This window comes from Limnothrix sp. FACHB-1083, assembly GCF_014696485.1.
GTDB lineage: Bacteria > Cyanobacteriota > Cyanobacteriia > CACIAM-69d > CACIAM-69d > CACIAM-69d.
Genome location: NZ_JACJQD010000001.1, coordinates 440,159 through 454,627 on the forward strand (window position 1 = coordinate 440,159; position 14,469 = coordinate 454,627).

Sequence of the window (14,469 nt, forward strand, 5' to 3'; positions counted from 1 at the left end):
CTGATTAGCAATTGTTTTGGGTGCGATCGGGATTGCGATCGGAATGCTGTTGCCGGAACTAACCCACAGATCCCTTGCATCAATCTCCTTACGAACTCCTTACGAACAAAGAATCCTGACCGGTAAAGAATAGGAACTAGGAACAAAGAACTAGGAACAAAGAAGTAGACAGTATGGCCGAAATTGCATTTTTGGGATTGGGCGTGATGGGCAGCGCCATGGCTGCCAACTTGGCCCGGAGTGGAGCAACGGTGCGGGGCTGGAATCGCACGCCCGATCGCCCGACGGTGGCCCAAGCGGCGGCGGCGGGCGTGACGATCGCTCCCGACTTGGCCGCAGCGGTGGCCGAGGCAGATTTGGTCTTTTCCTGTTTGGGCGATGTGCCCGATGTGCAGCAGGTGTTGTTGGGAGCGGGCGGTGTGGCGGCGGCGGCGCGAACCGGGGCGCTGTTTGTGGATTTCACCACGATCGGGAGTGTGGCCGCGATCGAGCTGGGAACCGCCTTGCGATCGCTGGGGTTTGGGTTTTTGGATGCGCCGGTTTCCGGGGGAGACGTGGGGGCCCAGCGGGGAACCTTGACGATCATGGTGGGGGGTGAGCTGGCGGATTTTGAGCGATCGCGCCCTTGGTTGGCTCCCATGGGCCAAACCATTCGCCACTGCGGCCCGATCGGCAGCGGCCAAGCGGTGAAGCTCTGCAACCAGGTGTTGGCCGCTGGTCACATGCTGGCCCTGTGCGAGGCCCTGCAATTGGCCGCTGCCCAGGATTTGGATCCGCAGTTGGTGATTGAGGTTTGCAGCACTGGAGCGGCCGGGTCTTGGGCCTTGGCGAATTTGGGGCCGAAAATTTTGGCGGAGGACTTGGCCCCGGGCTTTGCGATCGCCCACATGCAAAAGGATTTGCGTTTGGTGACAGAAGCCGCCGGTCACTGTGCTTTACCGGTGACGGAACTGGCAAATCAGATTTTTCAGCGGGTTAGCGCCCTTGACGACGGCCAAGGCGCACAACAAGGCACACAAGCGGCGATTCGCGCCTATAAGACAACGATCCCGAAATAATTCTGTGCAATTTGAAACCGTAAGCTAAAGTAGACACTCGGTAGGTTGTTCTATTTTCTTGTCAACGTTGGGTTGGCAACCTGTGATCGTGAAATCTGTTGCAAACTCCCTGGTGTCTAGTCCAGCTTCCCCTGGGCGTATCCTGTGGGGACGGTCGATCGCCCTTGGTGTTGCGGGCACGGCAATCGTGTTAATTGCCCTGCCACTCACGGCCGGCAAGCAAACCCAGCCCAAAACGGAGGCCAGCACACCCTTGCCGGTGTCGCCCCTCAGTTTTGATTTACCCGGTGATGATGCTTCCCGATCGGGTTCCGGCTCGATCGCGAGTCAGCCAACCGGCGGCAGCAACGGAGATGTACCCATTTCGGATCCCTTTGCCGCCAACCTGGAATCCATGGCCACGGTTCCCACCACCAGCGGCGCAGCACCCGGCCAAACCGGTGCTGCCCCCAACAGCGGCACAGGAGCCACCGGAAGCACAGCCACCGGTAGCCAACCCAACCCAACCCAGTCGGCCCCAGCAGCGGCCCCAACCACCGCCCGCCCCACGCCGGCCGCTCCGCTGAAACCCAGCAACGCCAAGCCGCCCACCGCGCCACCCACCCGACCGGCTCCCAACGGCCAAACGATGTTTTGGATGGAGCAGGCTCCCCAGCGGGCGTTTAATTTGCAAAAAGATTTGCCGGTTTATGCCCAAATTTTCCAAAGCCCCACCTCCATGGGTGTGGTGGCTGTGGGAGTGGCCGAAGGAAACTATCGGTTGATGGTGCAAAACGGCAGTTTGTTTGTGCAGCCCACACCGAACTATTACGGCCACACGGATCCGGGCAATTTGTCTTGGGGGCAGCGGGTCACCAACTACGGGGCTTGCAGTGACCAGGGCCGCAGTGGCGGTAACTTGGCCGTGGCCGATCGCGCCTGTGTGGAGCGGTTGTCTGGGCGGTTGCCCACGGCCCTCACGGATCTGTATGCCGCTGGCATTGATCCCTACGAAGATTTGCAAGCCTTGGTCAACGCGATCGACCTGTATAACCAAGCCAGCCCGGTTCACTCCCGCTGGTTCCCCCAGGCCTTGGCGATCGCTCGGCGGGGGGGTCTCTCAGGGCTGGAGGCCTATGCTTGGGCCCGAACGGCTTCCTTTTATTTAGACAGCAACGATCGGTTGGACATCCGCAATGGCACGAACCGGGCTTCGGGCCTGTTGGGCATTTGCTCCCGGGAAGGTCGCGCCGTCACGCAATGGGAATGTGTCTATGCGGATCAGGCCCGTCGCGTCCAGGCGATCGCCACCACTTACCAGAGTTTCTTGAAGCTGGCTACCAACAAGAGCCGCCGGAGCTAGGAGCTGGCTGGTTTTTGCCCGATCGCTCCATGGATGATTGAGGTGATTGAGGTCACCCTTAGGCCTAAACCACCGCTGCTGCTCGATCGCCCGTTAACCGTTCAATGCTGGCCACCAACTCCGGCGTAACGTGGGGCTTCAGCATATAGTCTGCGGCCCCCAAACTCAGGGCCACCTGTTTATATTGCGTGCCGCTACAGGAAGTCAGCAGGATCACGGGCACTTGGGCGGCGTTGGGATGCTGGCGGCGGGCGTTCAAGAACTCTAAACCCGTCATGCGCGGCATTTCAATATCAGAAATGACGAGATCAATATCGGAGCGCTGCCGAAGCTGGGTCAAGGCTTCCAACCCATCAACCGCTTGCACCACACGATAGCCCTGGCGCTCCAGGGTCAGGGTCAAAAGGCGGCGCTCGGTGTCGGAATCTTCCACCACCAGCAAGGTTTTGCTGCCTTGGGCGGTGGCGGGACTGTGGGGCGCGATCGGGGCATTGGGCAACTCAGCGGGCAATTCCGGCGCGATCGCTGGCGGGGCTGCGGGCTGGGGCAACTCCGGAGGCGCGGCAGCAACGATCGGCACAGCCTCGACTTGGGCCAACAGTTCGTTACCGTCGATCGCCAAAACCATGCGCCCATCGCCCAAAATGGTGCAGCCATAGATGTAGCGCGGGGCGGGCAGGGCTTCCGACAGTTGCCGCAACACCAGTTCCTGTTCACCCACAACCCCATCCACCTCGATCGCCACGGGGGTGTCACCGGCATCCATCAACAGCAAGGGCGCGAGGCGATTGCTCAAAAATGGCGTGATTGCGCCCATGTCCGATCGCAACAGGCCCGGAGCCAAGGAACTGTAGCGCATCAGTTCCGCCAGTTTGCGAATGGGAATGGTGATTTCGGGATCTTCGCTGCTGGCTCGCCACCGCAAAATTCGCTGTCCCCCGAGCATTTGGGTTTGCTCCGGTTGAGGAATCAAAATTTGGCGGACGCTTTCTGAGGGCAGGGCATAGGCCGCGCGATCGGCCTGGCAAACCAACAGGCGAGCGGTCATCAAACTCAGGGGCACGCGCAGAATGAAGGCCGTGCCACGCCCGGGACTCGATTGGATGGTGACGGAGCCTTTGAGGGATCGCATTTGCGATCGCACCACATCCAACCCCACGCCGCGCCCAGACAAATCGGTGACTTTATCGGCGGTGGAAAAGCCCGGCTCAAATAACAAATCCAAGAGGGCTTGGTCTGAGGCGGTTTGGGCCCGATCGGGCGTGAGCCAACCGCGTTCGATCGCCTTCTGTCGCAGCCGTTGGGGGTCGATGCCTTTGCCATCGTCGGCCACCCAAATCAACACATGGTTGCCCTGTTGTTGGGCCCGCAGCTCGATCGTCCCTTCGGCGGGTTTGCCCCGATCGCGCCGTTCTTCCACCGCTTCAATGCCATGGTCAAAGGCGTTGCGCACCAGGTGCAACAGGGGATCATAAAGCTGCTCGATCGCCACCTTGTCAATGGCAACCCGCTCCCCCACCACTCGCAAATGCACCGTTTTGCCATAGCGGGCACACAGTTGCCGCACCAGGGGCCCGAAGCGATCGAACACGGCCGCCGCCGGTTGCATTCGGGTATCCATCAAACTGTCGCGCACCTGACCCAATAATCGGCGTTGTTTGTCGAGGGTGGTGGCCGTTTGTTGGGCATAGCGTTCCACCACTTCCGCCGTGGAATCTAGCCGCTCGGCACTGTCGAGGGCCGCATCGATCGACTGTTGCAAAATCAGATCGTTGGCACTGGTGGCGGCGGGAGAACCATTGAGCGATCGGCGATCGGTGGGACGCTTTTCCAGTCGATCGCGTGCTTCCGCCAGCAGGCGACGGTGTTGGCGCAGGCCTTGGCGAAACCGTTCCAGGGCCGATCGCAACTGTTCATCCTGCAAACTTTGACGATTTTCATTAATCAACAGCTCCCCCACCAGGTGTTGCAGGGATTGCAGCCGATCGATCTCCACCCGAATCAGAGGGGTTGGGGTGAGCGGTTTGCTGTCCACCCGTTGCGGTTCCGCCGATCGGGCCGGTTCCGGAGTTCCACGGGGGGCCGTTTCCGCCGTCACCAAGGGGGCAGGCGGGGAATTGGGCGGGGCCGGAACCGGTGCGGCAACGGGCGCTGGAGCAGGTGCGGCAACCGCAGGCGATCCCCCAGCGATCGGGGGAGCAGGTGTGGGAGTTGGCGGGGAATCCGTGGTCAGATCCAACGTGCCATCGGTCAAATCCAACCACCCGGCCGGCATCTCATCACTGAGATCCAACGTGCCATCGGTCAAATCGCCCAGGTCTCCCGGTTCCGGCTCCTGACCCGCCAGGGCCGCCAATTCCGCCGACACTTCACCGCCTTGGGTGCGATCGCCTGCCAAAACCGCCTCTTGGGCCGCTTGCCAATTGCTTAACACCGCCTGGGCCACCACCAAGGGCCGATCGCCCTGGTGGGCCACGGCCTGGAGTGCCGCCTCCGCAATCGCCTGGAACCCCGGCAGCCCCAAGGATTCCCCTAAGCCCGTAAACACCTCCGATTGGGTGGCCACCGTTTCCAAGGCCGCCGGCCCATCCCCCGCCGCCACCAGCGTCGCCAACTGATCAATCCGTTCCTTCACCCCCGTTTCAAAAATCGACTGCACCAGGTCAAACCCCAGTTCAGCGGAGGTGGGCAACTTTTGTTCGCGCTCAAAGCAGTCTCCCAACAGGGTTTGGATTCGGGCAAAGGCATCGATCGCCTGATCCAACACCTCTTGATCGGCCTCCCGTCCCTGTTCCCATTGGGTGGTCAGGGCCAAGCGCAAACATTCATAGAGCTGAAACAACAGCCCCTCCAGTTCCACCTCCACTTCCGCTTCCGGGTCAAACAGGGAGCGAAACACGTCCTCCATGTGGTGGGCGATCGTGGAGATGGTTTCCAACCCCACATTGGCGGAAGCCCCCTTCAGGGTGTGGGTGGCACGCATCAGGGCATGGATCCGCTGTTTCGAGGGATCGTCGCGCAGTTGCAACAAATCCGTCTCGATCGATCGCAGCAGGTCTTGGGACTCACTGAGGAAGTATCCGTAGGCTTCCTCGCGGATGGCGGGATCGAGCATAGGGGGCTACCGGAAACGACCTGGTTTTGGTCTGTTGGAAAAACGAACGGGGGTTAAGCAAAGCAGCAACAGGGGGCAACCGAGGCGCAACCGAGGCGCAACGCAGGAGCGGCGCGATCGCCCCCTGGCGATCGGGGCTAAGGCATTCGGCCGTTAGTTGACCTTGAACCGGCCCACACTGGCTTGCAGCTCTTGGGACATGGCCAACAGATCCTCAAAGGAAGCGGTCAGGGCCACGGAACTGGAAGAGGTGCGATCGGCGATCGTCGCCACCTCCGTCATCGTGTGGGCCACCGCTTGGGCCTGTTGGGTTTGGCTGGCGGCGGCTTGGTTAATGCCCTCCACCAACTGGCCAATTTGGGCCGTCACATCCACAATTTCGCTCAGGTTCGATCGGGTATCGCTGACCAGATTCGTCCCCGCCACCACCTGCTGAATCCCCGCTTCCATGGCCTGGGCCACCGCCTGGGTTTCCGCCTGAATCTCTTCCACTAGGGCCGCAATTTCCGTGGTGGCATCGGCCGACTGGCGGGCGAGCGAGCGCACTTCATCGGCAACCACCGTGAAGCCACGACCATATTCCCCGGCCCGCGTTGCCTCAATGGCAGCATTCAGCGCCAACAGTTGGGTTTGGGTGGTGAAGTTGCCAATCAGGCTCACGATCTTCGAGATCTTTTGGGACGATTCACTCAGGGACCGAATCTTGCGCCCCGTTTCCGCCACCGTGTCCCGAATCGACAGAATGGCATCCACCGTCCGGTTCATGGCTGCGTCGCCTTCCTGGATCGTGTTGGTGGCTCGTTGCACCGCCTGGGTCACCTGCTGGGCGTTTTGGGTCACGTCCGTGCTAGCCTCCGCCATGGTTTGCACCCGCTGCACCGCCTCCAGCAGGGCCCGATATTGTTGCTGGGCTTGGTTAGACAGCTCACCAATGGCGCTGGAACTGGTGGTGGAGGTATTGGACACCTTGGCCGCCGTTTCTTGCAGCTTCACCACAATCTGTCGCAGGCTTTGCAGGGTGTTGTTGTAGGCATCGGCGATCGTGCCCACTTCGTCTTCGGTAATCGGCGCGCGCACGGTGAGATCCCCTTCCAGGGCCGGCCGCACCGCCATCAGCAGGTTCAGGGCCTTCTGTTGCAGGGCTTCGCGGGCGGCCTTGTCCCGTTGGGCGGCCTCTTCCACCTGGGCCGATTTCCGCTGCAATTCTGCCAGGGTTTCCGCCTGCTTCAGGGCGATGCCCAACTGTGCCCCCACCTGGGCCACGAATTCCACTTCTGAGGTTTCCCACTGACGCGGGCCGCTGTTTTGGTAAACCGCCAGCAGCCCCCACAGTCGATCGCCCTGAAAGATCGGGGTAATGGCGTAGGCGCGGGCTTGGAACCGTTCCAACACACTCAAATAGCAGGGGGTGAACCCAGCTTTGTAGATATCAGGAACCACAAAGCTTTCGCCTCGGGCATAGCGGCCCCCTTCGTTTTCCTGAAGGTAGGTGTCTCGCACCCGGCCGGCGTTGGCGGGGCGAGCTTGGGTCAAGCTGTTGATCGCTTCGCAATCGCTCATTTCCGTTTGGACACTGCCATCGCTGTCGGGAGAGTCCAACAGCCGCAACCAACCGGGGCCGACGGATTCCGCCATGAATTGCCCGCTCCAGTCAGGCTGGAATTGATAGATTCCGACCCGATCGACCTCCAGAATTTGGCGCAATTCCGTGGTGGTGGTGCGGAAGATGGTGCGGATGTCCAGGGAAGCGCGAATTTTGTCGATCGTCGCGGAAATGGCCTTATTCCGTTCGGCCGATTTTTGGAGCTGGGCCGCTTGGGTTTTGAGCTGTTCCACATACTCGGCCTGTTGCAGGGCCAAGCCCAGTTGGGTTCCCAACCGAGACAGAATCTGCCCTTCCAGTTCTTCCCACTGGCGGGAGTTGCTGTTTTGGTAAACCGCCAACAGGCCCCAAAGGTCATTGCCCTTGAAGATCGGGGCGATCGCGTAGGCCTTGGCTTGGAACTGCTCCAGCAGGTCAAGATAGCAGCGGCTGAAGTTGGCTTGGTAAATGTCGTTGACCAGCAGGGTTTCGCCCTGGCGATAGCGACCGCCCTGGTTGTCTTGCAAATAGCTGTCTTCGACGCGGGCCAGGGAGCGCCCGCCCCGTCGGTTGTTGCCATCCCGCAGGCCGGCCCCATCGCGATCGAGCAGTCGTTGCCAACCGGGGGTGACAGCTTCGGCCACAAACTCACCGCTCCAGTCCGGATCGAACCGGAAGATGCAGGCGCGATCGGCCTGGAAAATTTGGCGAATTTCCTGGGTGGTGGTAGCAAAGAGGCTGTCAATGTCCAGGGATTCGCGGATTTTGTTCATCACCGTCAGCAGGGCGCGGTCTTGCTGCACATTGCGCTCAAGCTGTAGTTTTTGATCCTGAAGCTGCTTCAGATATTCCGCCTGTTGCACCGCCACACCCATTTGCTGGCCCATTTGGGTCACCAGGTCGGTTTCTTCCGGCTCCCAACTGCGCACCCGATCGTTTTGATAGACCGCCAGTAGTCCCCACAGCTTATCGCTGGCAATCACGGGGGCGATGATGTAAGCCCGGCATTGGAACTGTTCCAGCAGTTTCAGGTGACAGGGATCGTAGTCTTGGGTTTGGATGTCCGCCACGGTCAGGGTTTCGCCGTTGATGTAGCGGCCGCCTTTGGTGCGCTCAAAATAGCTGTCGCGGAAGGTTTTGCCCAACAGCGGTTTCCAGCCCCGACCCACGGATTCCGAGACGAAATCGCCGCTCCAGTCGTCGCTGAATCGATAGACGGCGGCGCGATCGCACTCCAACAAAATTCGCAGTTCGTCGGTGGTGGTTTGCATAATCGTGGCCAGATCCAGGAATTGGTGAATCTTGTCCACGATCGTGGCGATCGCCCGTTGGCGGCCCACTTGTTTTTGCAGTTTCTCGATCGCGCTGAGCTGGGCAATGCTGCGGCTCACCTGATCGCTGGCATATTTCACCAGCTCCGCTTCCAGGGGACTCCAGGGGCGCGGGCCGCTGTTTTGATAAATGGCCAGCAACCCCCACAGTCGATCGCCCTGGAAAACCGGCGCAATCATGTAGGCTCGTCCCTGGAACCGTTCAATGAGCTGCACATGGCAAGCGCTGAGGCCACCGCGATAGATGTCCTCGCATTGGTAAACATCCTTGGTGTTGTAGCGGTTGCCTTGGGTGCTTTCAAAGTAGGTGTCGCGGAAGGTGTTCCCCACCAGGGCCATCCAACCGGGGGCCATGGATTCGGTGATGAATTCCCCAGTCCAGTCGAAATTGAACCGGTAAATGGCCACCCGATCGGCTGACAGTTGCAACCGCAATTCTTGGCAAAGCCGCCGCAGCAGTTCATCCAAACTTTGGCTGTCTTCGATGGTGCGATCGATCCCATCCACCGGTAGGCGGTTCCCGCTGGCCGCTTCCCCATCGGTGGTCACCAGGGCCGTGCCGATCGACTCCGCAAACTGCTCAATTTGCTCCATCTTTTCCATCACGAATCGATCGGGCCGGCCCGATCGTTCCAACTCCGCCTTCAGGGCATCGACTGCATCTTGGAAACGGCGCAAATCAGGAGCGGGGCTATGTTCAACGGGGGGAGTGCCGTTGCGGGCCGGGCGATCGTCACGAACCGTGCGCGAAGCATCAAAGTAAGCAGTCATAGGAATTTAGGCCAGAGAGCAATCGGAAAAACAGAGAGTCAGGGAGCCGTTACCAGTGGGCCCGCCAGGCCGCCAGCCAAGAGACCAACAACCATTCAGCAGTTCCCCATCACGGTGGAAATCACGGCCACACTGGGGCCCTCGGGGCAAGGGGAGCCAAGCAACATCAAGCAAGGGAACGTCAAGCAAGGGAACGTCAAGCAAGGGAACGTCAAGCCATGTCCAAAAACATGAAGCAACATCAAACAAAGTTACAAAGGTTGCAAAAGTTACAAAGGAGCAGAAGCGGATTTGAGCAAAGGTGAGTTGGGAAAACAGGCTCAGGACTGGGAAATCTCCCAGCAATGGCGGGGCAGGATTGGCGCGATCGCCCCGAGGGCCAATCCTGATCCCGATGGCCAAGCGTCCTAGCCGGCCTGTTGGGCGCTGGCCCTGGCGATCGCGCTGGGGTTCAACACCATACTGCTGGCCTCGCTGAGGTAGCCCTGAACAAAGGGCAAGAGCCGATCGGGAAACAAACCCGCGCTGGGCGGCTGAACATTTGGAGAATCGTGCCACTCGATATCTTCAATTTGGGGCACGACCAGCCCCAGATTCTGGCCATCACACTCCAGCACAATGGCGATGGCGGATGAGGTGGCCGTCAAATCCGGCGCAATGGCCGGGAAACCCACCAACTGGTTAAGGTCGATCGTCCAAATGATTTCACCGCGCCAGTTGTACACCCCTAAGACCGATTCTGGCATATGTGGCACGGGCAGAATGTCCGTGGCCGCAATTCGCAGCACTTCCCGCACTTCATCGATCGGGAGCAGGGCCGTATCCTCAAAGCCCAGGTGAAAACGCAGGAAACGCTGGCCATCGGTACTCAGGGCGCTGCCGGCCGACCTGGTAGGCAGGTTCAAAATGGCAGATCCGTCGCCCTGTTGCAGCCATTGGGCGAGCGGATCCAGGGGGGCGCTGGGTTCCGGCTCCGACGGGGCGATCGGGGCCGGCTCGGCCGCCTCCACCACCGGCAAGGGCGGTTCCGGCTCACGAACCGATTCATCCACCAATTCACGAACCGGTGCAGGCTCGAAAGCCACCGCTGCCACCGGAGCCGCAGGCACTTCAGCGGCGGTGTCGGCGGCTAGGGCTTGGTTAGCAATATCCACCAGGGCCGCGAATCCTTCATCCCCAAAGAACCCCGAAGGCTCATCGTCGTCATCCCCGAAAAAGCCCAAGGGTTGATCGTTTTGATCCAAATCTGGGCCCAAATCTGGCCCCAGATCGGGTTCCGCATCGAAGGCGATGACGGCGGGGGCTTCCGGCAGCGACTCCACCAATTCCGGCAGCTCCGGCAGCTCCGGCAGTTCCGGCAACGGCTCGGCGGGGACGGCGGGATCGGGTTCCGGTTCCTCAGGCAAATCCAGAACATCGGCCAACACTGGTAACGCTTCTGGTAATGCTTCTGAGTCGGCCGCTTCAGTCGATTCCGTGGTGGGTGCAGCCGCTGCGATCGGCTCGGTGGATGCCGCTAACTCGGCCGCTGGGACAGATTCAGCAGGTTCCGCAGGGGCGATCGGGACAGGCTCCGACTCGCGAGGGGCAGCCGACGCACCATCACCCAAGGATTCCGCCAGGGCCAGCAGCGCCGATCGGGGATCGCTGGATTCGGCTAATAACTGCGCCACCAAATTGACCAAACCGCTGCGCTCATCCGAAACAACGGAAGATTCCGAGGATTGCACCGGTTCGATCGGGTCGGATAATGGTTCGATCGGCTCTGAATTCACCGGCTCTAGGGATTCGGTGAAATTGGCTAGATTATCGGATAAATCATCTAAATCATCGGTTGGATCATCTAAATCATCTGACTCAACTTCTTCAGCCACATCAGTTAATTCAGCCAATTCACCTTCATCAACATTGGTTGGCTCGATCGGGTCTGATAAATCGGCCAAGTCTGATAAATCATCTGGCTCAACTTCCTCAGCCAAATCAGTTAATTCAGCTAGATCATCTTCCGCTAATTCATTGGCTAAGTCGTCGGCCACCACCTCGGGAGAAGCTGACTCGATCGGGTCAGTTACCTCAACGGCCGTTGAATCTAAATTGGCCAAATTCGATAGATCAGCCAGATCTGACAAATCGGATAAATCATCGGATAGATCCGAGAGATCCGAGGAATCGATCGCCTCTTCGGGTTCCACCCAATCCAGCGATTCGGACTCAGCATCTGCTGATTCAGCTAATTCAGCACTCTCTTCCAATTCGTCAACAATTGCGGCCGATTCAGAAATTACCGCCGATTCCGCATCTGTCGATTCAGTGGGGGCCGCCGCTGCGGGAGGTGGTTCTGGTGGGGGAGCGATCGGCTCGGGAGCAAAGCCAGCCAAACGGGCGATCGTGGCGATCGCGGCGTTCAGATCCAAATCGCTGCGATGTTCTGCCAGTTGGGTCAGTTGCGCAATGGTGCTGAGGGCTTCCCGAGGGCTGATGGTTGTGGGTTCTGCAATCAGTTCCGCTGCGGCCGTGCCAGGTTGTGCGATTTCTGGGTCTGCACTGGCTGGTGGATTGGTTAGATCTTCACCCGCTGGATCTGGATCAAGCTGGCTTAATTCATCATCCAGTTCATCACCAAATTCATCGCTCGTTAATTCATCATCCAGTTCGTCACTCAGTTCATTGACCGTTGATTCATCACTCAGCTCATCGCTTGTTAATTCATCGCCCGTTGATTCATCACTCAGCTCATCGCTTGTTAATTCATCGCTCAGTTCATCGTCTGTTGATTCATCACTCAGTTCATCACCAGATTCATCGCCCGTTAATTCATCACTCAGTTCATTGCCAAATTCATCACTGAGCACATTACCTGTTAATTCGACATTTAGTTCACCAGTCAACTCGTCACTGAATTGATCGTCAAGTTCATCACTGGTTAATTCATCATCCAGTTCCCCGATCGGGTCAGCCTCTTCCTGAGCAAGTTCTGCAAGTTCTGGTGATTCCGGTAGCTGATCTAGATCGATCAACTGGTCGGAATCCTGCGCATCAATCAAATCAGTCGAGTCACTCAATTCATCTGATTCAGTCAAATCCAATTGCAGATCATTGAGGTCTTGATCGATCGGGTCTGGATCAGTTAGTTTCTGAGTTTCTGGATCAACGATCGCCGAATCCAGTGATTCTGGATTGGGGAATTCTGGATCGGGTAATTCCAGATTCGCTGAATCAATCGGGGCTTGCTCTCCTTGATCTAAAGGTTCTGAGGAGAGTTCGGGCGATCGATCTGAAGGGGGTGGTTCCGGCGCTGCCACCGGGGGCGGACTGGCCAAGGCACTCAACCGGGCGATCGCCGCCAACGCCGTGTTCACGTCCGCGTTGGGATGATGTTCCACCAACTGCACCAGACTGCTGATTGCGTCGGTCACTTTTTCAGCGATCGTTTTGCTGTTGTCTGAGGCGATCGCAGCCAACACTGTCCCGATCGGCTCCGATTCTGGCTCTAGCTCTGGCGTTGGGGAAATTTCCGTTGGCTCCGTGGCCGGCTCTGCGGGGTCGATCGGGTCGATCGCTGTTTCTCGATCGAAGTCCAGGCTCGCCCCGTCATCCTCCAATGCATCAGGGGATTCCAGCAAACCTGCCGTTTCTTGTGCCGCATCTGCCAAGGGATCCAGCAGCTCGGAATCGGCCGCCAACTCGGCCACCAGTTCCGCCGCTTCATCGATGACTTGATCGATCGTTTCGTCGATCATTTCATCAATCGCGGCATCGCTGGCGAACTCATCAATCGGGTCTTCTGAGTCGATCGCCGGTTCCACCAACGGGGTCAGCTCAGGCAAGGAGTCGATCGCCGGTTCCGGTTCTGGAGCCACGGCCTCGGAGCTGGGTTCCGCCATGCCTTCTTCTTCGATCGCGGCCCAGTCGGCTAACTCTGCTTCGGTGAGGGCCAAGGCATCCGGATCCAGGCTGAGGGTCTCCGGTTCTAGGTCGCTGGTTTCCTCTGAGGGCAACGAATCCAGGACATCGATCGCCCCTAAATCCTGTTCATCCACCGCGAAATCGGGTTCCTCGGTTTCTGATGCGAGTTCTGGTGCTGGCTCTGGCTCTGGCGGTGACTCAACGATCGCCCGCTCTGGTTCTGTGATGGGTTCCGGCTCGGGTGGTGATTCGAGGATTTCCACCGGTTCAACGGCCGGCGCGATCGACTCCGCAGCACTTAACTCCGCAGCACTTAACTCGGGAGCCGCCAACGGCGATGGAGCGATCGACCCCACAGCCGTGACCAGAGAAGCGGCGGCCTTTTCCAGGGTGCTGGCCAAACCCGTCAGGGCGGCCAGGGTGGCTTGCAGTTGGGCTGCTTCAGTGGGAATGGGCAACGGTGGCGTTGGTACTTCTTCCGGCGTGCTGACTGCCGGCGTGCTGACTTCCGGGGCGATCGGCTCTGGGGCGATCGGGTCTAAATCCGGTCGGTCAAGAGCCGTTGCCGCTGACTGATTGCAGTCCTCGGTTACATCTTCGGTTGTATCTTCTCCCACCTCGATCGCGGGTTCCGGATCGATCGCGGGTTCCGGTGGGGCCACCGCAACCCCATGACCATTTTGGGACTCCGGCCCAGCAACGTCCGACAGGACAGCCAAGGGCGGATCGCTGATCAAGGCCGCCACCCCATTGGCCATGCTTTGCACCTGGGACTCCAAGAAGTTGACGATCGGGTCTGTTTCCTGATCGCCACTTTGGCCATAGGGCAAGGGCGGCAAGTCGATGTGATAGCACCATTTGGGCGATCGCTCATCCAGCGCTTGGCCGCCCACTTTCACCGATTGGATCACGGCCCGGTTCAATCCGGCCACGGCCAAATCCTCGATCGCCGGCTCAACGGTTTCCAAGGCCAAGCGGGCCGAAGGAGCTTGCTCACTGGCCAGCAGCAGATATAAACATCCCTCCTTCAAGGCCGCCTTCACGGTAATGGTCGGTTCCAGTCGATCGCGAATGAGCAGGGCGATCGCCTGGGGGTTGGCATCCAAAGCCTGCTGAATCAATGCGGTTTGCTGCTGTGCGTCCATCGCCCACGTTCTCCCACATCCAAAAACCCAATTTTTAATTGGCCGTCCTGGCCCGCCTCGGCTGACGCTTCGGCCGGAACCCGGCCATGGTGCAGGCCCCGGCCCATGAACAATCCATGGTTCAGTGTCCCGAACCCGATTATTTCTCTCAATTCCAGGCCCCACGGGCCCAATGGCAACCCCAATCGCACACCCTGATCATTGCCGGACTGATGCCTA

The 14,469-nt window shown here is 59.2% G+C and carries 6 protein-coding genes; 3 read left to right on the forward strand and 3 right to left on the reverse strand.

The annotated features are described in order from the left end of the window. The first annotated feature begins 173 nt into the window (after positions 1-173). A complete protein-coding gene (locus tag H6F46_RS01715) occupies positions 174-1,058 on the forward strand; it encodes an NAD(P)-dependent oxidoreductase (protein ID WP_190355713.1) in 885 nt (294 codons plus the stop codon). An 88-nt stretch (positions 1,059-1,146) separates the two neighbouring features. Beyond that, the gene (locus tag H6F46_RS01720) at positions 1,147-2,400 is read left to right on the forward strand and encodes a hypothetical protein (RefSeq protein WP_190355708.1); all 1,254 of its coding nucleotides are present in this window, start codon (positions 1,147-1,149) and stop codon (positions 2,398-2,400) included. A 64-nt stretch (positions 2,401-2,464) separates the two neighbouring features. On the opposite strand, the gene H6F46_RS01725 is transcribed toward H6F46_RS01720, so the two are convergent. Next, on the reverse strand, positions 2,465-5,515 hold the full coding sequence (locus H6F46_RS01725; protein WP_190355706.1) for a hybrid sensor histidine kinase/response regulator: 3,051 nt from the start codon (positions 5,513-5,515) through the stop codon (positions 2,465-2,467). A 34-nt stretch (positions 5,516-5,549) separates the two neighbouring features. On the opposite strand from H6F46_RS01725, the gene H6F46_RS19500 reads away from it, so the two are divergent. Next, positions 5,550-5,672, forward strand: coding sequence for a hypothetical protein (locus H6F46_RS19500; protein ID WP_255508847.1), 123 nt, complete (start codon positions 5,550-5,552; stop codon positions 5,670-5,672). Here the strand turns inward: H6F46_RS19500 and H6F46_RS01730 are convergent. Then, complete coding sequence (locus H6F46_RS01730) at positions 5,669-9,199, reverse strand: GAF domain-containing protein (protein ID WP_190355704.1); 3,531 nt, start codon at positions 9,197-9,199, stop codon at positions 5,669-5,671. The genes H6F46_RS19500 and H6F46_RS01730 overlap by 4 nt on opposite strands. Positions 9,200-9,606: 407 nt before the next feature. After that, positions 9,607-14,250 (reverse strand): chemotaxis protein CheW, encoded by a 4,644-nt coding sequence (locus tag H6F46_RS01735; RefSeq protein WP_190404966.1) that lies wholly within the window; start codon positions 14,248-14,250, stop codon positions 9,607-9,609. Positions 14,251-14,469: the final 219 nt, after the last annotated feature.